Origin of the sequence: Plantibacter sp. MCCC 1A11337, from assembly GCF_013349365.1 — a bacterium.
GTDB lineage: Bacteria > Actinomycetota > Actinomycetes > Actinomycetales > Microbacteriaceae > Plantibacter > Plantibacter flavus_A.
Window position 1 is genome coordinate 922,833 of sequence record NZ_JABJWX010000001.1, and the last position, 23,668, is coordinate 946,500.

21 protein-coding genes, 1 pseudogene and 1 riboswitch are annotated in these 23,668 nt (G+C 70.5%); of the genes and pseudogenes, 8 read left to right on the plus strand and 14 right to left on the minus strand.

The window, feature by feature from the left end:
- The first annotated feature begins 37 nt into the window (after positions 1-37).
- The 3 genes from HOW07_RS04260 (at position 38) to HOW07_RS04270 (ending at position 3,134) form a co-directional block, all read left to right on the plus strand.
- Complete coding sequence (locus tag HOW07_RS04260; RefSeq protein WP_175116173.1) at positions 38-1,564, plus strand: dolichyl-phosphate-mannose--protein mannosyltransferase; 1,527 nt, start codon at positions 38-40, stop codon at positions 1,562-1,564.
- A 13-nt stretch (positions 1,565-1,577) separates the two neighbouring features.
- Positions 1,578-2,597 carry a YeiH family protein gene (locus tag HOW07_RS04265; RefSeq protein ID WP_121289861.1) on the plus strand — a complete coding sequence of 340 codons (1,020 nt, stop codon included), beginning with the start codon at positions 1,578-1,580 and terminating at the stop codon, positions 2,595-2,597.
- A gap of 99 nt (positions 2,598-2,696) precedes the next feature.
- A complete protein-coding gene (locus HOW07_RS04270) occupies positions 2,697-3,134 on the plus strand; it encodes a DUF3995 domain-containing protein (protein ID WP_121289859.1) in 438 nt (145 codons plus the stop codon).
- Here HOW07_RS04270 and HOW07_RS04275 read toward each other — a convergent pair.
- Positions 3,131-3,527: pseudogene (locus tag HOW07_RS04275) on the minus strand (transposase); the annotation flags it as partial. The gene HOW07_RS04270 and the pseudogene HOW07_RS04275 sit on opposite strands and share 4 nt — an antisense overlap.
- 81 nt (positions 3,528-3,608) lie before the next feature.
- Complete coding sequence (locus HOW07_RS04280; protein WP_079003866.1) at positions 3,609-3,932, minus strand: multidrug efflux SMR transporter; 324 nt, start codon at positions 3,930-3,932, stop codon at positions 3,609-3,611.
- A gap of 14 nt (positions 3,933-3,946) precedes the next feature.
- Positions 3,947-4,011: riboswitch (guanidine-III (ykkC-III) riboswitch) on the minus strand.
- A gap of 107 nt (positions 4,012-4,118) precedes the next feature.
- Between HOW07_RS04280 and HOW07_RS04285 the strand changes: the two genes are divergently transcribed.
- The 3 genes from HOW07_RS04285 to HOW07_RS04295 all read left to right on the plus strand — a co-directional run bounded on the left by HOW07_RS04285 (position 4,119) and on the right by HOW07_RS04295 (position 9,544).
- Positions 4,119-5,408, plus strand: coding sequence for an O-acetylhomoserine aminocarboxypropyltransferase/cysteine synthase family protein (locus HOW07_RS04285; RefSeq protein ID WP_175116174.1), 1,290 nt, complete (start codon positions 4,119-4,121; stop codon positions 5,406-5,408).
- 124 nt (positions 5,409-5,532) lie between these two features.
- Positions 5,533-6,051 (plus strand): CoA-binding protein, encoded by a 519-nt coding sequence (locus HOW07_RS04290; RefSeq protein ID WP_371743602.1) that lies wholly within the window; start codon positions 5,533-5,535, stop codon positions 6,049-6,051.
- A gap of 217 nt (positions 6,052-6,268) precedes the next feature.
- Positions 6,269-9,544: a BTAD domain-containing putative transcriptional regulator gene (locus tag HOW07_RS04295; protein WP_175116176.1), complete on the plus strand. Its 3,276-nt coding sequence runs from the start codon at positions 6,269-6,271 to the stop codon at positions 9,542-9,544.
- Positions 9,545-9,568: 24 nt separating this feature from the next.
- Here the strand turns inward: HOW07_RS04295 and HOW07_RS04300 are convergent, their stop codons facing one another.
- Both HOW07_RS04300 and HOW07_RS04305 read right to left on the minus strand, forming a co-directional pair.
- Complete coding sequence (locus tag HOW07_RS04300) at positions 9,569-10,384, minus strand: ABC transporter permease (protein WP_064296503.1); 816 nt, start codon at positions 10,382-10,384, stop codon at positions 9,569-9,571.
- Positions 10,381-11,394 carry an ATP-binding cassette domain-containing protein gene (locus tag HOW07_RS04305; protein ID WP_079001964.1) on the minus strand — a complete coding sequence of 338 codons (1,014 nt, stop codon included), beginning with the start codon at positions 11,392-11,394 and terminating at the stop codon, positions 10,381-10,383. Before HOW07_RS04305 ends, HOW07_RS04300 begins: the two co-directional genes overlap by 4 nt.
- 169 nt (positions 11,395-11,563) lie before the next feature.
- Between HOW07_RS04305 and HOW07_RS04310 the strand changes: the two genes are divergently transcribed.
- Both HOW07_RS04310 and HOW07_RS04315 read left to right on the plus strand, forming a co-directional pair.
- Complete coding sequence (locus tag HOW07_RS04310) at positions 11,564-12,937, plus strand: L-serine ammonia-lyase (RefSeq protein WP_175116177.1); 1,374 nt, start codon at positions 11,564-11,566, stop codon at positions 12,935-12,937.
- Between the two features lie 72 nt (positions 12,938-13,009).
- On the plus strand, positions 13,010-13,471 hold the full coding sequence (locus HOW07_RS04315; protein ID WP_175116178.1) for a rhodanese-like domain-containing protein: 462 nt from the start codon (positions 13,010-13,012) through the stop codon (positions 13,469-13,471).
- 34 nt (positions 13,472-13,505) lie between these two features.
- Here HOW07_RS04315 and HOW07_RS04320 read toward each other — a convergent pair whose 3' ends face one another.
- The 10 genes from HOW07_RS04320 to HOW07_RS04365 form a co-directional block, all read right to left on the minus strand.
- Positions 13,506-15,437 (minus strand): thioredoxin domain-containing protein, encoded by a 1,932-nt coding sequence (locus HOW07_RS04320; RefSeq protein WP_175116179.1) that lies wholly within the window; start codon positions 15,435-15,437, stop codon positions 13,506-13,508.
- Positions 15,438-15,458: 21 nt separating this feature from the next.
- Positions 15,459-16,238 (minus strand): DUF1684 domain-containing protein, encoded by a 780-nt coding sequence (locus HOW07_RS04325; protein WP_175116180.1) that lies wholly within the window; start codon positions 16,236-16,238, stop codon positions 15,459-15,461.
- A gap of 132 nt (positions 16,239-16,370) precedes the next feature.
- A complete protein-coding gene (locus HOW07_RS04330) occupies positions 16,371-17,306 on the minus strand; it encodes an ABC transporter substrate-binding protein (protein WP_064296509.1) in 936 nt (311 codons plus the stop codon).
- A gap of 89 nt (positions 17,307-17,395) precedes the next feature.
- Entirely contained in the window at positions 17,396-18,202 is an 807-nt protein-coding gene (locus HOW07_RS04335; RefSeq protein ID WP_064296510.1) for an ABC transporter permease, read from the minus strand.
- Positions 18,199-18,909, minus strand: coding sequence for an ABC transporter permease (locus HOW07_RS04340; protein WP_121289846.1), 711 nt, complete (start codon positions 18,907-18,909; stop codon positions 18,199-18,201). Before HOW07_RS04340 ends, HOW07_RS04335 begins: the two co-directional genes overlap by 4 nt.
- On the minus strand, positions 18,906-19,775 hold the full coding sequence (locus HOW07_RS04345) for an ABC transporter ATP-binding protein (protein WP_064296512.1): 870 nt from the start codon (positions 19,773-19,775) through the stop codon (positions 18,906-18,908). Before HOW07_RS04345 ends, HOW07_RS04340 begins: the two co-directional genes overlap by 4 nt.
- A gap of 217 nt (positions 19,776-19,992) precedes the next feature.
- On the minus strand, positions 19,993-21,492 hold the full coding sequence (locus HOW07_RS04350; RefSeq protein ID WP_175116181.1) for an aromatic amino acid lyase: 1,500 nt from the start codon (positions 21,490-21,492) through the stop codon (positions 19,993-19,995).
- A 200-nt stretch (positions 21,493-21,692) separates the two neighbouring features.
- Positions 21,693-22,448: an ABC transporter permease gene (locus tag HOW07_RS04355; RefSeq protein ID WP_175116182.1), complete on the minus strand. Its 756-nt coding sequence runs from the start codon at positions 22,446-22,448 to the stop codon at positions 21,693-21,695.
- Positions 22,448-23,359, minus strand: coding sequence for an ABC transporter ATP-binding protein (locus HOW07_RS04360; RefSeq protein ID WP_175116183.1), 912 nt, complete (start codon positions 23,357-23,359; stop codon positions 22,448-22,450). Before HOW07_RS04360 ends, HOW07_RS04355 begins: the two co-directional genes overlap by 1 nt.
- The gene (locus HOW07_RS04365) at positions 23,356-23,667 is read right to left on the minus strand and encodes a transcriptional regulator (protein ID WP_064296516.1); all 312 of its coding nucleotides are present in this window, start codon (positions 23,665-23,667) and stop codon (positions 23,356-23,358) included. Before HOW07_RS04365 ends, HOW07_RS04360 begins: the two co-directional genes overlap by 4 nt.
- Between the last annotated feature and the right edge of the window lies 1 nt (position 23,668).

Here is a 23,668-nt window from a genome sequence, read left to right on the forward strand (position 1 = left end):
TGAGACGGGATCCCGCCTCGACCGATGGTGGGAGCGGATGCTTCGCACCGAACGCCGCCGGAAGCTCTGGATCTGGGGCGGCCCGGCCGCCGTGACGCTCCTCGCGTTCGTGCTGCGGTTCTGGAACCTCGGTCACCCGCACTCGCTCGTCTTCGACGAGACCTTCTACGTGAAGGACTCGTGGTCGCTGTGGCTGAACGGCTACGAGAGCACCTGGGCGGACGGGGCGGACGAGGGCTTCGCGAACGGCGACGCGGGCAGCCCCAGCACGAACCCCTCCTACGTCGTGCACCCACCGCTCGGCAAGTGGCTGATCGCGCTCGGCATCGCCGTGTTCGGCATCGACGACAGCACCGGGTGGCGCATCTCCACCGTGATCGCCGGAACGCTCGCGGTCCTGCTCGTCACGCTCATCGCCAAGCGGTTGTTCACTTCCTCGATCCTCGCCGTCCTGGCCGGGTTCCTGTTCGCCATCGACGGGCACGCGATCGTCATGGCCCGGGTCTCGCTGCTCGACAACTTCGTCATGTTCTTCGTGCTGGCGGGATTCGGGGCGATCCTGTTGGACCGGTCGTGGCACGCGTCACGCCTGGCGGCGAAGGTCGCGTCAGCCCGGGCGAGGGGCGCCGACCCGGCCTGGGGTCCCGTCCTCTGGTGGCGGCCGTGGCTGCTCGCCGCAGGGGTCGCGTTCGGCGCGGCCACCGCGGTCAAATGGAACGGACTGTACTTCCTCGCCGCGTTCGGCGTGTACGTGATCGTCACGGATCTCCTGCTCCGACGCCGACTGGGCCTCAGCCTGTGGGCGAGCGCGGCGGTCCTCAAACAGGGCCCCGTGTCCTTCGTGACCCTCGTCCCCGTGGCCGCCGTCGTGTACCTCGCCAGCTGGACCGGGTGGATCAGGACGTCCGGCGGGTACGACCGTCAGTGGGCGGACGCGGTGGGGAACGCGTGGACCGGCACCTTCGCGTGGGTCCCCCACTGGTTCCAGAGCCTCCTCCACTACCACCAGAGCGCCTACAGCTTCCACGTCGGCCTCAGCACCCCGCACCCCTACGCCGCGAACCCGCTCGGCTGGCTGCTCATGATCCGGCCGACGAGCATGTACTACCAGTCCCCCGCCACCGGGACCGACGGCTGCGCGTGGGACGCCTGCTCCTCCGCGATCACCTCGATCGGCAACCCGCTCATCTGGTGGGGCGCCGCCGTCGCGCTCGGGTACTGCGTCTACCGGCTCGTCCGGTACCGCGAGTGGCAGGTCGGGCTCATCGTCCTCGGAGTCGCAGCGGGGTACCTGCCCTGGCTGCTCTACCTGAACCGGACGGTGTTCCAGTTCTACACGATCGTCTTCGAGCCGTACCTCATCCTGGCCCTCGTCTTCGCGATCGGGAAGATCCTCGGGTCCCGCGACGACCCGGAGGAACGACGGTTCGCCGGCGTCGGCGTGATCGGGGTGTTCGTGACCATCACGACGCTGTTGAGCATCTTCTGGTATCCGCTCTGGACCGCGATCACCGTGCCCTACTGGTTCTGGCACCTGCACGCCTGGTTGCCGTCATGGGTGTGACGGGAGGACGACGATGAAGGCGCTCCCCGGGGTGCTCGTCGCGGGTGCAGCGGCGCTCGCCGCCCTGGGCCTCCACACCCTCCTGCCGGTCGTCCCGCTGCTCACCGCGAGCGTCCTGCTCGGCATGGTCATGGGCCAGCTGCCGCCCTTCCAGCGGCTCGCGGCGGGCGTCCTGAAGCCGGGACTCGGGATGAGCGCGAAACGGTTCATGCGGATCGGTGTCGTCCTGCTGGGGCTGAAGCTGAGCCTCGTCGACATCGCCGGCCTGGGGTGGGTCACGCTCGCCACCACGGTCGCGATCGTCGTCGTCACCTTCTTCGTCACCCTCTGGCTCGGCCGGAGACTGGGGCTCACGGGCCCCGAACCGCTCCTCATCGCCACGGGCTTCTCCATCTGCGGCGCCTCCGCCATCGGCGCGATGAGCGGCGTCGTGAAGGCGAAGGACGAGGAACAGGCGACGCCCGTCGCGCTCGTCACGCTCTGCGGGACCCTCGCGATCTTCGTCCTCCCGGCGCTCCGCGGCCCCCTCGGGCTCAGTGACGAGCAGTTCGGCCACTGGGTGGGGGCGAGTGTGCACGACGTGGGTCAGGTCGTCGCGACCGCCCAGATCGCCGGCACGAGCGCACTCGCGATCGCCGTCGTCGTCAAGCTCACCCGCGTCGTACTCCTCGCCCCCATGGTCGCCGCCGCCGCGACGATCGAACGCCGCCGACTCCTGGCGGTGTCGGCCGGCGCCGGTGCGCAGGTCGACACCGACGGGACCGCGACCGCAGCCCGACCGCCGATCGTCCCGCTCTTCGTCGCGGGCTTCATCGCCGCGGTGCTCATCCGAACCCTGCTCCCGGTGCCCGAGCTCGTCCTCGACCTCGCCGACGGCGTGCAGACCGCACTGCTGGCGATGGCGCTCTTCGCGCTCGGTGCCGCTATCCGCGTCCGCACACTCGTCACCACCGGGTGGCGCGCGCTCGTCGTCGGGCTCGTCTCGTGGCTCCTCATCGCGGTGCTCGCGCTCGGAGCGGTGCACCTGGCCTGAGGCAGGCGTGCGTGCCTGACCAGCGCGGCTAGGCCGTGTCTGGTTATCGCAGGTCTCGGGCGACGTGCTCTTCTACGGGCGTTCATCTAGGGTCGGGTCATGCGCGAAGTAACGGGGACCGTAGCTCGAATCCTCAGCACGACCGGGTTGGCTGGCGTATCCGTGCTCCATGCGGTGTGGGCAACCGGCTCGCCGTGGCCGGCAAAGGATGAGAAACACCTTGCTGAGGCTGTGATCGGGTCTCACGGACCGATGCCGGGCGTTGCTCCGACGCTGGTGGTCGCTGGTGGGACGGCCGTAGCGGCGCTTCTCGCGTCGGGGGCTCTGGGAGAGGGCCGTGTGCAACGGCTCGGTCTTCGGGCGATAGGAACAGTCATGCTGATGCGCGCACTGTTTGGCGGTAACGCAGCCATCGCCGCGATGGGTCTTCCTCCCGCGGGCCGTACCTTCCGGCAGCTCGACAGCCACTTCTATCGTCCGCTTACTGCGCTACTGGGCGTCTCGCTGTGGCTTTCCTTGCGCGCGCCCAAACGCTAGGACGCATGTGACAGTCGTCGATTCCAGGCGATGGCGGCGTGGATGAGGACGGCGGCGCGATACGTGATTGCATGTTCGTCGTAGCGGGTTGCGAGGCCGCGCCATTGTTTGGTGCGGCAGAAGCGGCGCTCAATCACGTTGCGGTTCCTACAGTCGGCGGCGTCCAGGCCGATGGGCCTGCCACCCCGTGATCCGCGGCGCTTGCGAAGACCTTGCTGGTCGCGGGGTTCTGGGATCACTGCCTTGATCCCGCGACCGCGCAGGTGTGACCGGATCGCGCGGCGGCCGACGAGGCGCGGGACCCGGAGTTGTTCCAGCAACGGGATCGACATCGGCGAATCACCGGCCTGTCCTGGGCGTGATTACCGTGACCAGGGGAAGCCCGTGGCCATCCGATGGTGCCACGTCCACCCCGTCTGCCTCGACACCCGACCAGGATCTCAGCCCACCACCGACCTGTTTGTCAGACACGCCCTAGTGCTCGCCGCCCACGATCTTCAGGCCGATGACGCAGCCGATGAGCCCGAGGATGAGGAGCACCTTGACCACCGACAGCTGCTCGCCGCCGAAGGTCATGGCGTACCCGACGGTGAGCGCTGCGCCGATCCCGACCCAGACCGCGTAGGCGGTGCCCACCGGGATGTCGCGCATGGCCCAGGCGAGGCCGGCCATGCTGAGCACGAGCGCCCCCGCGAACGTCACGGTCGGCCAGAGCTTCGTGAAGCCCTCGGACTTGCCGAGCGCGGTGGCCCAGACTGCTTCCAGGACGCCGGAGGCGATGAGTACGATCCACGACATGACGATCACTCCCAAGTGGTCAGTCTTGTCGCGTTCCGGGTACTGCGCCCTCGTCCGGCAACCCGATCAGGGCTGTGACGCACACGATACGCCGACGCCCTGGGCAGGCCCTGTGCAGCGCGGTCGAATGCGACGCAATGTTGCAGCACGGTGAAGCGCTCGACGGTGCTCCGGTAGCGTGAACGCATGGCAGATCGTGAGTATGGCTTCCGCACGCGTGCGATCCACGCGGGCAACATCCCCGACCAGGTGACCGGCGCACGGGCGCTGCCCATCTACCAGTCGAGCGCCTTCGTCTTCGACGACACCGCCGACGCCGCCGCCCGCTTCGCCCTGCAGAAGTACGGGAACGTCTACTCCCGCCTCGCCAACCCGACGGTCGCGAGCTTCGAGGAGCGCATCGCCAGCCTCGAGGGCGGCCTCGGTGCCGTCGCGACCGCCTCCGGTCTCGCCGCGCAGTACATCACCTTCGCCTCGCTGGCCGGACAGGGCGATCACATCGTCGCCTCGGCCAACCTCTACGGCGGCTCGATCACGCAGCTCGACGTCACCCTCCGCCGGTTCGGTATCGAGACCACCTTCGTGCAGTCCTCCGACGCCGCCGACTACGCCGCCGCCATCCAGGAGAACACGAAGCTCGTCTTCGCCGAGACGGTCGCGAACCCCTCGGGCGAGATCGCCGACATCGAGGGCCTCGCCGACGTGGCGCACGCACACGGCATTCCGCTGATCATCGACTCGACCATCGCGACGCCCTACCTCAACCGCCCGATCGAGTGGGGTGCCGACATCGTCACGCACTCGGCCACCAAGTTCCTCGGCGGCCACGGCACGACCCTCGGTGGCGTCGTCGTCGAGAGCGGGCGCTTCGACTGGAACACCGACAAGTTCCCCCTGTTCGGCCAGCCCGTCCCGAGCTACGGCGGCCTGCAGTGGTCGGGCAACTTCGGCGAGTACGCCTTCCTCACCCGGCTGCGCGCCGAGCAGCTCCGCGACATCGGTCCGGCGCTCGCACCGCACTCGGCCTTCCTCCTCGCCCAGGGGGTCGAGACGCTGCCGTTCCGGATCCAGGCCCACGTCGACAACGCGCGGATCGTCGCCGAGTGGCTCGATGCCGACCCGCGCATCGCCGCCGTCAACTGGGCCGGGCTCCCGGCTCACCCGCACCACGAGCGTGCGGACAAGTACCTGCCGAAGGGGCCGGGCTCGGTCTTCAGCTTCGAGGTGAAGGGCGGCCGTCAGGTCGGCCAGAAGCTCATCGAGTCCGTCGATCTCGCGAGCCACCTGGCGAACATCGGCGACGCGAAGACGCTCATCATCCACCCCGCATCGACGACGCACGCGCAGCTGTCCGACCAGCAGCTCGTCGACGCCGGCGTGCTGCCGGGCATCGTCCGACTGAGCGTGGGCATCGAGGACCCGGACGACATCATCTACGACCTCGACCAGGCGCTCGCCGCAGCGGTGAAGGATTAGTGGCATGAGCACTTCGACAAGCTCAGTGACCGGTGAGGGCGCGACCGTGACCGGTGTGGACGCCTCCGTGGCCGACCAGGGCGCGACCGAGACGGTCCGGCTCACCAACGGCCTCACCTGCGCGCTGCCCGCCGATTCGCCGCTCGCGAAGCTGCTGCGTTCGCAGCGCACCTGGGCGGGCCCCGACGCGAAGGCCCGTCTGAAGCTCCTCCGCGAGGCGAAGTCCGTCGCGATCGTCGGCGCCTCCCCGAACCCGGCGCGTTCCTCGTACTTCGTGGGCACCTACCTGCAGCAGTCGAGCGACTTCAGGATCTACTTCGTGAACCCGAACGCCACGCAGATCCTCGGGCAGCCCGCCTACCCCGACCTCGCCTCCCTGCCGGAGGTACCCGACATCGTCGACGTCTTCCGCAAGGCGAGCGACATCCCCCAGGTCATCGACGAGGTCGTCGCCGTCGGAGCACCGACCGTCTGGGTGCAGCTCGGCATCTGGAACCAGGAGGCCGCCGAGTACGGCGAGTCGAAGGGCCTGAACGTCGTGATGGACCGCTGCATCAAGGTGGAGCACGCCCGGTTCCACGGTGGACTCCACCTGCTCGGCTTCGACACCGGCCAGATCACCGCCCGCAAGACCCTGCGCTGACGCCTCGGTTCCCTGAACTCGTCGGCAGGTCGCACTTCGACAGGCTCAGTGACCGGGGGGCGGCTCAGTGACCGGGGACGGCTCAGTGACCGGGGGCGGCTCAGTGACCGGGGACGGCTCAGTGACCGGGGACGGCTCAGTGACCGGGACGGCTCAGTGACCGGGACGGCTCAGTGACCGGGACGGTACGGGATACGGCCCTGGATACACTCGTGACGTGCCTGCGTCGAACCTCCGAGTGACCGTCCTGGGGCCGGTGCTCGTCGAGGGACGCACCGGCCGGCTCGTCGAACCCGGCGGCCGGCTCGCCAAAGCGCTGGTGACGATCCTGGTGCTCGCGGACGGGCGCGCCGTGTCGACAGCCGCCCTCATCGACGAGCTGTGGGACGACGCACCGCCCGCGGGTGCGAAAGCTGCACTGCAGACCCTGGTCTCACGGGTGCGCGCCGTGTCGGCACCCGACCTCATCGACTCCTCGGCCGCCGGCTATCGACTGTCGATCGACCAGTCCCTGGTCGACCTCCACGTCGCCGCGCGGGCGGCCGATGCGGCGTCGACGGCCATCCGCGCCGCAGACCCGGACACCGCTGGCATGCTCGCCCGGGACGCGCTCCTCCTCTGGACGGGTGATCCCGGCGCTGAACTGGACGGTCCGATCGGCGAGGAGCTGGCGCACCGCGCGGCGCGACTCCGCGACGAGCTGCGTCGGGTGCGTGCTCAGAGCCGCCTCGAGCTCGGCGACGGCGCGGCCGTGATCACCGATCTCGAGGCGCTCGTCGCCGCCGACCCGCTCGACGACGCCACCCAGCTCATGCTCTTCAACGCCTACGCGCAGAGCGGACGTCGCTCCGACGCGATGCAGCTCTTCGCCGATCACCGTCACCGGCTCCGCGACGAACTCGGTGCCGACCCGACGTCGGCACTGGTCGCGGCGCACACGGCGCTCCTGCAGGACGCCGTCGAGCCGTCTCCGCCGGTGGCCACTCCGGTGACCACCCGGGTATCCAACATGGTGCTCGGGCTCCGGACGGCGCCGAACGAACTCCTCGGTCGCGACACCGACCTCGACGCGATCGGCACGCTCGTGTCCGAGGTCCGCCTGACCACGATCCTCGGCCCCGGTGGCCTCGGGAAGACCCGACTCGCCCAGGAGGTCGCCCGGCGTGCCACCACGACCACACCCGGCGTCGTCGTGGTGGAACTGGCGAGCGTGCGGGACCCGGACGATCTGCCACTCGCGGTCGCGACCGCACTCGGCATCCGCGAGGCTCCGACCCCGCGTCGGCTGAGCGAAGCGATCATGGTGCAACCGGTCGAACTGCGCGAGCGCATCATCGACCGTCTCTCGGAACGGCCGACGCTGCTCGTGATGGACAACTGCGAGCACCTCGTGGACGCGGCGGCACGCTGGATCGCCGATGCGCTGGCCTGGGCCGGCGACCTCCGCGTCCTCGCGACGAGTCAGAGCCCGTTGTCGATCGCCGCCGAGCACGTCTACCAGCTCGACCCGCTGGACGCTGCCGTGGACGGCACCGACCTCGAACACGCGGGCCCGGCGGTGCGGCTGTTCGTCGAGCGTGCCCGCGCCGCCCGTCCGGGTCTCCATGTGCCACTCGACGTCGCGGCGCGTCTCTGCGCGAAACTCGACGGCCTGCCGCTGGCGATCGAACTCGCGGCGGCGCGCACCAGATCCATGTCGGTCGAGGAGGTCGAGCGACGACTCGGGAACCGCTTCACCCTGCTGACCGCCGGTGATCGCAGTGCGCCTGAGCGCCACCGCACCCTGCTCGCCGTCATCGACTGGAGTTGGAACCTCCTGGGCGAGCACGAACGCGTCCTCCTCCGTCGCACGTCCAGGTTCCCCGACGGCTTCGATCTGGAGGCGACTGCAGCGCTCGCCCCCGAGGTCGAGGTCGTGGAAGCGCTCGACGCGCTCGTCGGCCAGTCGTTGCTCACCGTGCAGGACGACCCGGCCACCGGGACCGTGCGATTCCGGATGCTGGAGACGGTCCGCGAGTTCGGCGCGATCAAGTCCGCCGAGGCGCACGAGGACGACCTCGTGCTCGACCGCACGCGGACCTGGGCGGTCGCACTCGCCGAGACGCTCCTCCCCGCCATGCAAGGGCCTCGACAGGTGGCGGCGTTCGCGCGCCTCGCCGTCGAACAGGACACGCTGGTGGACGTGCTCCGCGGGGCCGTCGCCGAGGATCGCGCCGATGTCGTCGCCCCGGTCTTCGCAGCACTCGCCCTCTTCTGGACGATCCGCAGCGCGCATCAGGAGGTCCTGGTCTTCGGCGCGGCCGTCCTCGACGTGCTCCGCCACCAGGACCCGGAGTCGGTGTCGACCGACACCCCCGCCATCGCCGTCGCCATCATCACCGTGACGTTCCTCGCCACCGATCCCCGCACGTCCGCGCGGGCGATCGGCGTCCTCCGCCGACTCGAACGGGCGCGGACGACACAGGCCCCACGGATGCGCGCGATGGTCAGCCTGTTGCTGGCCGCGGGTCGCCCCGAACGGGCGGAGGCCCTCCTCCGCGAGTACTCCCGGTCGACCGACCCGCACGTCGCGAACCTCGGAAACCTCATGTCGGCACAGGCGGCGGAGAACGACGGCGACCCCCGCGCCGCCGAAGCGGCCGCCCTGCGCGCGAACGACCTCTCGCTCACGCTCGGAGATGTCTGGGGCGCCGCCATGAGTGCGCACATGCTCGCCCAACTGCACAGCCAGAACGACGAGCCGGAGGAGGCGCTCGTCTGGGCGGCCCGCGCTGCCGAGGGGCTGACCGCGATCGGTGCCGAGGCGGACCTCCGTCAACTCGAGTGGCTGATCGCGATCGGCGACATCGCCCGTGGTGACCACGCCGCCGCCGCCACCGTGCTCGACCGGTTCCTCTCGGACGACGTCTCGTTCTCCGCGTTCGCCCCGCTCCCCGAACGCCGGTCGATCGGCTGGGCCGGTCTCGCCGAGATCGCGCGGGCCCAGGGCGACGCCGCACGGGGAGCCGAGCTCTACGGGAAGGCGCTCGTGGCGTTCGCTCCGGGTGAGTCGCGCCGATCGCCGTGGTTCCCCCTCGTCGGCTCCGCCGCGATCGCCGCCGCCGTGCTGGACGGTGTCCCGGACGCCACCGAGGTCCAGCATCTCGTGCGGCGGGTCCGCACCCGCACCATCGCGCTGGGACGCCTCCTCCCGAACCGGTTCGACCGACCGGTGCTGGGTTCCACCGTCGTCGCCCTCGGCGCCTGGTACGTCCGCTCGGACGACGACGAGGTGCGGTTGATCGGCGCCGAGCTCGTCGCGCTCGCCAGTGCGCTCGCCTCCCGTCAGGACATCCCATCGCTCGTCCGCACACCACACGAGGCAGCAGCGGCGGCGCGCCTCACGGCGACCGAGCGCGACCGCCTCGCCGAGCGGACCCTCTCCCTGCAGGCGCACGAGAGCGCCGCCAGGGCGTTCGAACTGCTCGGCAGTCCTGCCCTGGCGGCGCGCTGATCGCTCGCTGCGGTCGTCTCGTCGTCAGGCGCGGCGCATGTACGCCCGCACGGTGAGCGGTGCGAAGACCGCGACGATGACGGCGGCTCCGAGGAGCGCCAGCCAGGCGTCGCCGCCGAAGACACCCGTGTTCGCGAGGTCGCGGACCGCGGTCACGAGGTGCGAGACGGGGTTCACGTCCACGAAGCCCTGGAGGAAGCTCGGCATCGTCTCCGGGTTCACGAAGGCGTTCGAGAGGAACGTGAGCGGGAACAGGACGAGGAACGAGATGCCCTGCACGCTGCTCGCGCTCCGGGCGATGACCCCGAAGAACGCGAAGATCCAGCTGATGGCCCAGGCGCAGACGATCACGAGGAGGCCGGCGAGGGCCACGAAGCCGATGCCGCCCTCCGGTCGGTACCCCATGACGAAGCCCATCGCGAAGGTGAGCGTCGTGGCGATCGTGTAGCGCACCGTGTCGGCGAGGAGGGCACCGGCCAGCGGTGCGATGCGGGCGATGGGCATCGACTTGAAGCGGTCGAACACGCCCTTGTCCATGTCCTCGCGGAGCTGGATGCCGGTCACGACCGAGGTCGTGATGACGGTCTGGACCAGGATGCCCGGGATGATGATCGGCAGATAGCTCGCGACGTCGCCGGCGATCGCGCCGCCGAAGATGTACGTGAACATCAGCGTGAAGATGATCGGCTGGACCGTCACGTCGATCAGCTGCTCGGGCGTGCGCTTGATCTTGAGCAGTCCGCGGTACGCCATGGTGAAGGAGTTGCGGACCGTCTGCGAGAGGCTGACGTGGTTCCGGAGGGACCGGTCTGCGGCCGGGGTGATGGTGATCGTGCTCATGCGTGGACCTGCTCTGCGGTGTCGAGGGAATCGGTGTCGGACACGGCGTCGGCGTCGTCCGCCTCGACGCCGTGCCCGGTGAGGGTGAGGAAGACCTCGTCGAGCGTCGGCTTCTGGACGCTCATCTCCGCGAGCCGGATCCCGGCTTCCCGGAGCGTGATGAACAGGTCGGTCACGGCGTCGGGGTCGCGCATCGGGGCCGTGATGCGGGTGGCCTCCGGCGACACGACGGTGTCCACACCGAGGACGCTCGAGATGACCCGTCGCGCATCCTCCAGGTCGGCGGGGTCCGCGAGCCGCAGCTGCAGCGACGACTCGCCGACGGAGGCCTTCAGCTCGTCGGAGGTGCCCTCGGCGACGACGAGACCGCGGTCGATGACGGCGATCCGGTCGGCGAGCTGATCCGCCTCGTCGAGGTACTGGGTGGTCAGGAGGACGGTCGAGCCCGTCGCGACCAGGCGGCGGATCGTGTCCCACATCTGCGCGCGGGTCCGCGGGTCGAGGCCCGTGGTCGGCTCGTCGAGGAAGATGAGGGGCGGCTGGGCGATGAGGCTCGCCGCGAGGTCGAGACGACGACGCATGCCGCCGGAGAACTTCTTCAGTGGTCGCGACGCCGCGTCGCTCAGGCCGAACTCCTCGAGGAGTTCCGCGCTCTTGCGCTTCGCCTCCGCGCGGCCGAGTCCGAGCAGTCGCGAGAAGATGACGAGGTTCTCGGTGGCCGAGAGGTTCTCGTCGACCGACGCGAACTGCGCGGTCACGCCGATGAGCTGGCGCACGACCTGCGACTCCCGCTGGATGTCGTGTCCGAAGACGGTGGCGGTGCCGGCGTCAGGACGCAGGAGCGTCGCCAGCATGCTGATGGTGGTGGTCTTGCCGGCGCCGTTCGGGCCGAGGACGCCGTAGACGGTGCCGGTGCGGACCGAGAGGTCGACACCGTCGACCGCCCGGTTGTCGCCGAAGGTCTTCACGAGGCCGTGGGCTTCGATCGCCCAGTCGGAGCTGATGCTCATGCGGGTGCCTTTCGAAATCAGGTGTGGGGCGCCGGTGGGCGACCCGGACAACAGTGTGGGCGGGGGCGCTCACGGATCGCTCACCTGCCGCTGACACCCGCTGACACCGCACCCGGCGCTGAAGACGCTTAGAGTGAGAGGAGCCAGTCGCACCGAAGGGGGTCGTCCAGTGACCGCATACGTGTCCGCGTTCGACCTCTTCTCCATCGGGATCGGGCCGTCCAGCTCGCACACGGTCGGACCGATGCGGGCGGCCCTGGCCTTCGCCACCGGGCTCGCGGACGACGGCCTGCTCGACCGGGTCGACCGCGTCACGTGCTCGTTGTACGGATCGCTCGGCGCGACCGGCATCGGCCACGGCACCCCCGACGCCGTCGTCGCGGGACTCCAGGGGCTCACCCCCGAAGGGTGCGATCCCGCCGAGGTCCGACGGGCCTGGAGCGACCACCCCGACGGCGCTCCGCTCACGCTCGGCGGGACGCGGGCCATCGCGTTCTCGAAGGACGACGTCTCGTTCGTGCCCAGGACGAGGCTGCCGGGCCACCCGAACGCCATGACCCTCCACGCCTGGGATCAGCGGAGCGACCTCCCGGTGCGCTCCGAGACGTACTACTCGGTCGGCGGCGGCTTCATCCGTCGTGACGGCGACGACCCGAGCACGGTACTGCCGTCGACACCCGTGCCGATGCCGTTCCGGACCGCTGAGGCGCTCATCGGGCTCTGCGACGAGACGGGACTCCCGATCGACGCGATCGCGAGACGCAACGAGGAAGCCCTGCGGCCAGCCGTCGAGGTCGACGCCGGCCTCGACGCCATCTGGACGGCCATGCACGAGTGCGTGACCGCCGGGCTCGCCGACACCGGCACCCTCCCGGGCGGTCTCGGCGTCAAGCGCCGGGCAGGTGCCGTCCGTGAGCGCCTCGACGTGGCCGAGGCCGAGAGCGGGCGTGAGCTCCCCACGGAGTGGCTGCACGCGTTCGCCCTGGCGGTCAACGAGCAGAACGCCTCCGGCGGGCGGGTCGTGACCGCACCCACGAACGGGGCCGCGGGGATCATCCCGGCCGTCGGAAGCTACTACCTGCGGTTCGTGCCGGGCGCCTCGCTCGACGGTATCCGTCGCTACCTGCTCACGGCGACCGCCATCGGCTCGCTCTTCAAGGCGAACGCGTCCATCTCCGGGGCCGAGGGCGGCTGCCAGGCCGAGGTCGGCTCGGCCTGCGCCATGGCCGCCGGTGCCCTGTGCGCCGTCCTCGGCGGCACACCACGTCAGGTCGAGAACGCCGCGGAGATCGCGATGGAGCACCACCTCGGCCTCACGTGCGACCCGGTGGGCGGGCTCGTCCAGGTCCCGTGCATCGAACGCAACGCGATCGCCTCCTCCACGGCCGTCAGCGCCGCACGGCTGTCGCTGCACGGCGACGGGACGCACCTGGTGTCGCTCGACACCGTGATCGAGACCATGCGCCAGACCGGCGTCGACATGTCGACGAAGTACAAGGAGACGAGCGAGGGCGGTCTCGCGGTCAACGTCATCGAGTGCTGAACGCCGGCGTCGTGTGACCGCGTGTTGCCGACCACCGTGGTCATCCGGGCCGCGGCCTCCTACGGTGGGCGCATGACCTCCACGCACGCGCCGTTCCTGGCGGACCCGCTCGTCTCCACCCAGTGGCTCGCGGACCATCTCGGCAGCGAGAGCCTCATCGTCCTCGATGCGAGTGTCGTCGAGCTGCCTCCGCTGGACGACGGCCCGGTGCGGCTGGTGAGCGGCTACGACCTGTACCTCTTCGACGGGCACGTCCCCGGCGCCGTGTTCGTCGAACTGCTCGATACAGGCCGGGGGCTCGGAGCGTCCTCAGCGGAGGAGGTCCGACGCGGTGCGGCGGCCATCGGCGTCACGGAGCAGCACACGCTCGTCCTGTACGACCAGTTGGACGGGCGCTCCGCCGAGCGCCTGCGAGCGGCGCTGACCGGAGCCGGGTACGAACGCGTCGCGCTCCTCGACGGTGGACTCGGGCGCTGGCGCTCCGAAGCACGCGAGCTGCGGTTCGGCCGTCCGGACGGCTCGTTCGGCACCTGACCCACCCAGGTGTCGGGTCGACGGGTGCGCTGGATCAGCGGGCGTCGAGCTGCGCCACGTCCGTCACGGGGAGACGGCAGACGAAGTCCCGGCACTGGTAGGCGGTCGACCGGCCGTCGCGACTCGTCCGTTCGGCGAAGACGTCGAACCCGCTCGTCGCCCAATCCGCCGCCTGCCGCTCGGAGACCACCGCCACGACGTCGTCCCGGCGCGTCCTGACCGCGTCGCGCATCGCCCGATCCGCCGTCGCGCGATCCTCGTCCTGGTCCGAGTCCACCCGATCCGGCCCGACGACGATGAGTTGCGACGCCGGCCCGGTGAGCGATGCCGCCAGGGCCAGACTCGCGCCGAACGCGGTCGGTGCCGACAGCGCAGCCGACGCGGCGAACCGGACCGCGCCCTCTGCGGCGTCCCGGAACCGGCCGTCGGCCGTCAGCTGGAACAGTAGCAGCGACGCGCGTCCGAGCGACGATATCCCCGAGGGATACGCGCCCTCCGACGGGTCGCCGTCGATCCGCATGCCCTGGGCCGACAGCACCGGGTCGCCGCCGCCCGGCAGGATGAAGCCGGCCACCGCGGCGGAGGAGGCGTCGGTCACGGTGTCGTCGGGCAGGGTCTCGTCTGACAAGCACCGGTCGACGAGGTCGCGGGCGACCTCCGCGTAGCGGACCTCGCCCGTCGCGAGGCCGAGGCGCAGGAGCCCCTCCGCGAGCATCCCGTAGTCCTCGAGGGTCGCCGACGCATCCGACCGCCGTTCATCGAGCGAGGCCCGAGCGAGCGTGCCGTCCGAGCCGAGGTGGTTCTCGACCACCGCGTCCGCCGCCCACCTCGCCGATTCGAGCCACTCGGGGCGGTCGAAGACCGTCGAGGCCTCCGCCAGCGCGCCGATCGCGAGCCCGTTCCACCCGGTGAGCACCTTGCGGTCGACGGCCGGTGGGTCCAGCGTCGCCCGGCCGTCCGCATCGCGTCGGTAGTAGCCCCCCTCCGATCCGACGCCGTCGACGATGCTCTCGGAGTCCTGCGCCGACCCGAAGCCGCCGCTCGGCTGCTGCAGCGTGCCGATGAGGAACTCGGCGATCCCGGCGGCGACACCGACCGCCCACGAGCTCGGACGCTCGGCCCACGCCCGGGTGTAGGCGGTGAGGAGGAGCGCATTGTCCGTCAGCATGCGTTCGTAGTGCGGCTCGCTCCAGTCCCGGTTGACCGCGTACCGGAAGAACCCGCCTTCGACCGGGTCACGGAGCGCCGATGCCCCCATCGTCCTGAGGGTCCGTTGCGCGAGGTCGACACCGCGGCCAGCGGCGTCCCCCTCGCGCGGCGTGAGCAGGAAGTCGAACAGCGGGGCCATCGGGAACTTCGGAGCCGTGCCGAAGCCGCCGAGCTCCCGGTCCTCGAGCGCCTCGACCGCCTCGACCGCCGCATCGAGCTCGCCGGTCTCCGGCAGCGGCGCGTCATCCGTGGACGACATCGTCTCGGCGATCGCCCGCGCGAGTCCGTCGGCGCTCGCGACGACCTGCTCCCGTCGCTCGGTCCACGCGACGCGAACCGCCTCGAGCACCTGCGGGAACGAGGGATGCCCTCGGAGCGGCACCGGTGGCGAGTAGGTCCCCGCGTGGAAGACGTGTCCGCGCGGCGTCACGAACACGTTCAGCGGCCAACCGAGGTCACGGGTGAACGCGCCGGCGGCGGCGAGATAACTGGCGTCGACGTCGGGGTGCTCCTCGCGGTCGACCTTCACCGCCACGAAGTCGCGTCGGAGGAGCTCGGCGATGTGCTCGTCCGAGAACGACTCGCGTGCCATGACGTGACACCAGTGACACGTCGAGTAGCCGATCGAGACGAGCAGGGGGACGTCGCGACGGGCCGCTTCGGCGAAGGCCTCCGGTCCCCACGGGTACCAGTCGACCGGCTGCTCGGCGTGCGAGCGGAGGTACGGGCTCATCGCCTCGGCGAGCCGGTTGGTCATGCGGGGTCCGTGGCCCGGGACCTACTGGCCGAGCGGCAGTCGCTCGCCCGCCGGGATCCGCGCACGGAGCCGGTTGTTCGGCGCCGGCAGCGGGCACACGTAGTGGTCGCTGAACGCGCACGGCGGCAGGTACGCGCGGTTGAAGTCGACGAGGACGTGGCCGTCCGAGGTCGGGGCCGGCATGCTGATGAAACGGAACCGGTAGCTCTCGTCGCCACTCGTGCCGTCGGAGAACACCGCCCAGAGTCCGTTCGGGCCGCCGGTGACCGTCAGCGACACCGCTTCGTCACCGAGCTCGAACTCGACACGGCCGACAGGGGTCTCGGTGGTGACGTGGCCGTCGATCGACTCGGTCTCGACCGTGACGTCCGGGGACGGCACGAACCGCGCCGGCCGGATCCAGGCGACGTCGGGGGCGAAGGCGCTGATGCCGTCGAGCGAGGTCCGCGTCGGCGCCTCCGGGTCGAGCACGCGCAGGGCGTACACGCCGTCCCGCTCCATGCCTCGGAGCAGCGCGTCGCCGAAGTGCAGTTCGTCGCCGTGGACCAGCTCGACGCGGTCGGTCATGATCTGGGCGCCACTCGGCGTGGTCAGTCCGGTCCCCGTGAGCCGCTCACCGACGATGCCGGTCGCGTCCGCACGCCAGGTGCCCGGCGCGCCCTCGAGGGCGGTCGCCTCCTCGGTCAGCCAGTGGGTGAACCGGAGGGCGGCGATACCGTGGGGTGCTCGGACGGAACGCTCGCGAGCGGTGTGCCAGGCGGTCCAGGACGCGATGAACTCTGCGGGGGTCTCGGAACTCATACCCTGACGCTACCAACTCCTCAGGTGTCGGAGACCCCCTGGACATCCGGCTGCAGCCGGATGCGCTCCCCGCGAACAGCGCGATGGCGCCGCCCGGAGGACCGGACGACGCCATCGACGTGTGGCTGCTGCTCAGTCGAAGAGCTTCTTGTCCTTCAGCCAGTCGGCCGCGAGGGTCTTCGGAGCTGCCTTCTCGTCGCCCTGGTTGCGGGCGTTGAGCTCGATGAGGTCTTCGGTGGTCAGCTCCGCCGACACGGCGTTCAAGACCTCCTTGACCTTGTCGCTGGCCTTGGCCGAGTTGATCAGCGGCAGGACGTTCTGCGGGAGGATCAGGTTCTCCGGGTCCTCGAGCGTGACGAAGTCGTTCTCGGTGATCGACGGGGTCGTGGTGTAGATGTCGGCGAGCTGGACCGTACCGTCGAGCAGGGCCGCGGTGGTCTGGGCGCCGCCGCCGTCGCTGATCGGGACGAAGGTGAGCTTGTCGGCGGGGACGCCGTACACCTCGGTCAGGCCCTTCGGGCCGTACGGGCGCTCAGCCAACTCGGGTGCGCCGCCGATGGCGAGCGGGATGGTGAGGGCCGCGAGGTCGGCGAGGCTCGTGACGTTGTTCGCCTCGCTGAACTCCTTCGTGACGTTGTAGGAGTCCTTGTCCTCCGCCTTGGACTGGTCGAGGACCTCGTAGCCCTTGGGCGTGGCCTCCTGCAGGGCGGAGTAGACCTCGTCGCTCGACGTGGCCGTGGCGGAGTCGTCGAAGAACTGCAGCAGGTTGCCGCTGTAGTCGGGGACGAGGTCGATCGAGCCGTCTTCGAGCGCTGCGATGTAGACGTCGCGAGCGCCGATGTTCAGGGACTCGGCCGTCTTGATGTCGTTGGCCTCGAGCGCCTGGATGTAGATCTGCGCGATGATCTCCGACTCGGGGAACCCGGCGGAGCCGACCGTGATCGTGTCGGATGCCGCGGTCTCCCCGGCGGTCGGGTCGCCTGCGGAGCAGGCGCTGAGTGCGAGGGCCGCGACGGCGGTCGCGGCGATGCCGACGGCGAGGCGTCGACCCTGTCGAACTGTGAACATGGTGTTTCCTATCTGTGATGGGCGAGAACGGTGGTGCCGTTGTGGGTCTGGGAGCCGGGCGGTGCTGTCACCCGGGGTGGTGGGACGCTTCAGTCGTTGCGGTATGCCGCGGTCTGCATGTTCGCCTCCGCTTCCGCGACGACGGGGTCTGGAGCGGTGGACCGGTCGCCACCGCTCGTGGCGTGACCCCTGGTCTCGTCGACCCGTGTGTGGGTCGCCTGGACGCCGCGCGGCACGACGGCACGCTGCAGCAGGGAGAAGACGCCCTCGAGGAGGAGGGCGAGCACGATGATGATGATCGAGCCGGCGAGCATCTGCGCGTAGTCCCGTACGGGCAGACCGTCGAGGATGTAGCGACCGAGACCGGGGCCGTTGGTGAGGAACGCGACGACGGTCGCGGTCGCGATCGTCTGCAGGACGGCCGAGCGCACGCCACCGATCATGAGCGGGAGCGCGAGCGGGATCTCCACCTTGCCGAGGATCTGCCACTCGTTCATCCCGACGGCACGCGCGGCGTCGATGGTCTGGCGGTCGATCGCCTCGACCCCTCCGTACGCACCGGCCAGGACCGGCGGGACGGCGAGCACGACGAGGGCCGTGATCGCGGGGACGAGACTCGTGCTGGAGAAGCCCCACCCGAGGGTGATGAGTGCGAGGAGCGAGAGCAGACCGAGCGTGGGCAGCGCCCGGAGCGCGCCGGTGATCGCGACCGCGACCTCTCGTCCCTTCCCGGTGTGCCCGATGAGGAGCCCGAGCGGGATCGCGATGACGCAGGCGATGAGGACGGTCAGGCCGGTCACGGCCAGGTGCTGGAGCACCCGCACGGGGATGCCGCCCGGGCCCTCCCAGTGCGCGGGGTCGAGGATCCAGGCGAAGGCGGCGAGGAAGTTGATCATGCGGCTCCTCCCCCGACGGTCGCCAGCTCACGGGCTTCGGTGGCCGCGCGACGACGACGGATCGCACCCTTCGAGCTGATCCGCGTCCACGGCATGAGGATTCGGCCGAGGAGCACCAGCAGGACGTCGAACACGATCGCGATCACGACCGTCCCGACGATGCCGGTCAGGATCTCGATCGGGAACTGCCGGTTGTAGCCGTCGGTGAAGAGGTAGCCGAGGTTCGTCACGCCGATGAGGGCGCCGACGCTCAGCAGGCTGATGGTGCTCGCGGAGACCACGCGGACGCCGGCGAGCATGAGCGGGCCCGCCAGTGGGAACTCGACCCGCCAGAACCGTTGGCCGGTGGAGAACCCCACGGCCTGGGCCGACTGCCGGACCCCGGCGTCGACGGCGTCGAGCGCGTCGGCGACCGTGCGGACGAGCAGGGCCACGGCGTAGATGGTGAGCGCGATCACGACGTTCGCCGGATCGAGGATCTTCGTGCCGATGAGGGACGGCATGAGGACGAAGAGCGGCAGGGACGGGATCGCGTAGAGGATGCCGCTCAGCGTGAGCAGCACGCCTCGCGACCACCGGTACCGGTGTGCGAGCCAGCCGAGGGGTAGGGAGATGAGGAAGCCCAGGATGATCGGGGGCAGGCTCAGCTGGACATGGGTGAGGGTGAGGTCCCAGATCATGTCCCAGTTCGCGATGACCCAGCTCATGTGGATGCGCCGTCCTTCCGGACGTCCAGGCCGGTACGGTCGCCTGCGCCGGGCCCGGCTCCGAGGACACCGGCGGGGCGGCCCGACTCGTCGACGACGACGTCGCGTCCGTCGACGCGCTCGACGTGCAGGGTCCGCTGGCCGCGATCGGCGCCGATGAACTGGGCGACGAAGTCGTCGGCTGGGTTGGCGACGATCTCGGCCGGCGTGCCGACCTGGGCGATGTGGCCGCCCTTCTGCAGGATGACGACCTGGTCGCCGAGGAGGAAGGCCTCGTCGATGTCGTGGGTGACGAACACGATCGTCTTCGCGATGTCGCGCTGCAGTCGGAGCAGCTCCCGCTGGAGCTCGGCACGCACGAGCGGGTCGACGGCACCGAACGGCTCGTCCATCAGCAGGATGTTCGGGTCGATCGCAAGGCCTCGTGCGACGCCGACGCGCTGCTGCTGGCCACCGGACAGCTGACTCGGGTACCGGTCGGCGAGCGCGCGATCGAGTCCGACGGTGTCGAGGAGGGTGAGGGCGTCCGCCCGGGCCTGCTTCTTGTTGACGCCGGTGAGCATGGGCACCGTCGCCACGTTGTCGATCACGGTGCGGTGCGGGAGGAGACCGGAGTTCTGCATGACGTAGCCGATGCGGCGACGGAGACGGACGGGGTCGACGGCGGAGACGACCTCGTCGTCGATGACGATGCGTCCCTCGCTCGGATCGACCATGCGGTTGATCATCCGCAGGAGCGTGGTCTTGCCACAGCCTGAGGACCCGACGAAGACCGTGGTGGAACGCGACGGGATCGTGAGGGAGAAGTCGTCGACCGCGAGGGTGCCGTCGTCGAAGCGCTTGGAGACGTGTTCGAAGGAGATCATGCTGGACCGATGCCTCTTCTCTGCACGGCTGTTCGTGACAGGTCGTCTTCCAAGGGCCGTCGCCGCCGCGGTCGGTGGCTCGCTGAACGTCTCTCGGTCGGTGGTCCGAACCTACCGGAGGGCACCGACATCGCCCACCCCCTCGACACGTGTCGAAATACATGGCATGCGACGACGTGGGTGCGCCCGCGCACCGTCACCCGCCGGCCGCCGTCGCTCAGGATCGGTCGACGCCCAACGCGGCGAGGGCCGCCGTGACGAGCTGCTGACCGTGCAGCTCCTGCTCGATCGCCGACCGGAGGCCGGCATGGGCGACGGAGAACCCGACCGCCCACTCGTCGTGCTCTCCCGGGCCGAGCGCGTCCGCCGCGACGATCGCCTCGACCGCCAGCACGTCCGCGAAGAGGGCGGTCGAACGTTCCAGCAGTCGCAGCGAGGTCCCGGCGAAGGAGGCCGGGTCGTCCGAGCCCTCGTCCGGCACGCCGGCGGTGACGACCGGCGTCGCGAGCACGCGCAGTTCGGCGACGAGGTCCGCGGCCGACTGACCGAACCGACCCGGTACGAGCCCGTGCCCGGTCCCCCGGTGGTCGGCCCCGCCTCCGTCGATGCGTCTGAGCCGTCGCTCGGCCGCAGCGGCGGTGTGCGCGATGGCCGCGCGCAGCCCGTCGAAGGCGCGGGCGAGCCGCGCGCCGTGGAGCAACCCGCCGGCCCGCAGGACACCCGACGCCTGGTCGACGAGTGGATCCTCCGAGGCCGTTCCGAGCGTCGCTTCCACGAGCTGGACGGCCGCGGTGACCTCGTCGGCGAGGGCACCGTTGATCTGCGGGGTCGCCCGGAGCCGCAGTCCGTCCAGGTCCCGCCCGCCACGCGCACCCTCTGGGCCGACCGGCGTCGCCAACAACTCGGAGATCCGCTCGCCACTCGCCCGGGTGCCGGCCGAAGGGGTGCCGGCGAGGACCGTCGCGTCGAACGCCGGTCCTCGCCCGCCGCGCCCGGACCGCGCAGCCGCCCGGGACGAGAGTGCGCTCGTGGTGTCCGCGAGTCGACTGAGCGCGCCGAGCCGGTGGAGGGCGAGCGCGCCGACGCCGAGGGAGTAGGCGTTGTGGTGGACGAACGCCAGCCCCTCGTGCACAGCGAGGTCGAGCGGCGCGAGCCCGACCCGTGACAGGGCGACCTGCGCGGGGAGCCGTTCGCCCGCGAGGACCGCCTCCCCCTGTCCGATCACGAGCGTCGCGACGGATGCCAGGTGGGTCTCGTCGCCGTCGCCGAGGGAGCCGATGGACGGGATCACCGGGGTCACCCCACGGTTGAGGAGTTCCGCGACGAACACGGCGGTCTCGAGGCGGATCCCGGATGCCCCACGGGTCCAGCCGGCGAGCCGGGCGGCGACCACCGCCCGAGCACGGTCCACCGAGAGCGGCAGTCCGATGCCGCCACGGCGGTCATGGACGACGCGCTCCTCCACCGCCGAGACGTCGAGCGTCGCGGTGCGCGGAGCCGCTCGTCCCCCGGCGGCCCCAGGGATCCGTGGACCATGGGGCCGAGAACCCTGCGCACCGACTCCGACCGGCGTCGTCTGCCGGTCGATGATGGCCCGGCCGGCGCCGATGCGGTCGAGCGCCGGGGTGTCGAGGACGACGATGGCGTCGTCACGGGACACGGCCACGAGGTCGTCGACCGAGATCGGGCCGGTGCCGAACACGACGGGCGCTCCCATCAGTGTGCGCCCGTCGATCGGTCGGCGGCGTTCGTCTGGTCTGCGCTGCTGGACACGGGTCGCTCCATCCGCTCGTCGAGGGGCCGTGGACCGGCCGGGATGGACGTCAGCGTACGAGCGCCTCGCGGCCGGTGCACGGTGTGTGTCGACGTATGACGGCACGCGGGAACGGCCGGTGTTCGGCGAGGTGTCCGTCGACCTCAGCGGTAGCGGCGGCCCTCGTCGCGGCGGTGGAGGGCGAGGACGACGACGGTCAGGACGAGCGTCCACGCCAGGACGCCGACCCACGACCACCACGGCAACTCGCCACCCTGGACCGCCCAGACGACGAGCTCCCGGGTCTGACGACTCGGGAGGAACATGGACAGCCGGTCGAGCCACGGGGCGAAGAGGAACGGTGGGATGAACAGTCCGCCGGCGAAGGCCAGCGAGAACATGACCACCTGCACCACGGCGATCGCGGCCTTGCTCGGGAGGGCGTACCCGATCGCGGTGCCGAGGAGCATGAACGGCAGGGCACCCACCAGGAGCGCCACGATGCCGCCGAGCAGTCCCATCGGAGTCGTGGTGGCTGCGGTCAGGAACGCGCCGAGCACGACGACCGGTATGACGGCCGCGAACCCGAGGAGGCCGACCGAGCACAGGTGCGAGAGAACACGGGCGACACCCGTCACCGGAAGCGTGCGGAGGTACGGATCCCATGCCTGTTCCCTCGCCTGGGCGATGGTCAGGCCGAAGCCGAACAGGGAGTTGGCGAGCACGGCGAAGACGATGAGGGAGATGACCGCCTGGGTCGCGATGACGGGATCGCCGGCGACCTGCGCCTGCGGGACGACGAAGAACAGTAGCGAGAGCGCCGGGAAGACGAGCGAGCCGATCAGCGCGATCGGGACGCGCACGGTCTCGAGCAGGGAGTACCGCGCGTGCAGGGCGGTGAGCTGGACGGTGGTGGCCATCAGGCGGCGCTCCGTTCGACGTCCACCCGGGCATCCGCGGTGAGGGTCAGGAACGCCTCCTCGAGGGTCGCTCCGCGCACGGCGAGATCGGTGAACGGGGCCTCGGACCGGACGAGCTCGCGCACGAACGCGTCGGCGTCACGGACGTCCAGTTCGACGGCGTCACCGTCACGACTCGCCTGGACGACCCCGGTGAGCCGCTCCACCGCTCCGGGGTCGGTGGTCCGGAGCCGCACCCGGTGGATACCGACGAGCCCGAGGACGTCGCGCAGTGGGGCATCGGTGACGACCCGTCCGCCGCCCAGCACCACGACGCGCTCGGCGAGCGCTTCGATCTCCTCGAGGTAGTGACTGGTGAGGACGATGGTCGCCCCGAGCTCGTGTTGCCGGCGGATCGCGTCCCAGAGGGTTCGGCGGGCGTCGACGTCGAGGCCCGTCGTCGGCTCGTCGAGGAGCACGAGACGCGGTCTGCCGACGAAGGCGAGCGCGACCGCGAGGCGGCGCTGCTGGCCGCCCGAGAGCGAGCCCGTCTGGCGTCGGAGGAGGTCACCGAGACCGAACTGCTCCGCCAGGGCGGCCGTCGGCACGCGGTCCGCGAAGTGGCGTCCGACGAAGTCGACGACCTCTCCCACCCGGAGCGTGGGCGGCAGTGCCGTCTCCTGCGGTGTCGACCCGAGCCTGGTGCGGTTGACCGCATGGGCGGGATCGCCGCCGAAGAGCGTCACCGTGCCGGTCGTCGGACGTCGGGTGCCCTGCAGCAGGGAGAGCACGGTGGACTTGCCGGCGCCGTTGGGCCCGAGGAGCCCGACGAGCGAGCCCGGCTCGATACTGAGGTCGACGTCGTGCAGCGCGGTCACGTCGCCGTACCGTCGTGTCACGCCCTCGAGGGTGGCCAGTGGTGTGATCGTCATGATGTCCCCGTTCCCGACGCGCCGCCGAGCATCGCTCGGAGCCCGGTCATGTAGTCCTCGAACGCGCGGCGCCCGAGCGTGGTGAGTTCCAGGTAGGTGACCGGGGTGCGTCCCCGGTGGGTCTTCGTGACGAGGACGTAGGCGCCGTCCTCGAGCTTCCGCAGATGCGTGGAGAGGTTCCCGGCGGTCATGTCGAGCATCTCCTGCAGGCGGGGGAACGACATACTGCTGTCCGCATCGATCGCCGCGAGCGTCGACATGATGCGCAGGCGGGCCTGTGCATGGATGAGGGGGTCGAGTTCGTCCATG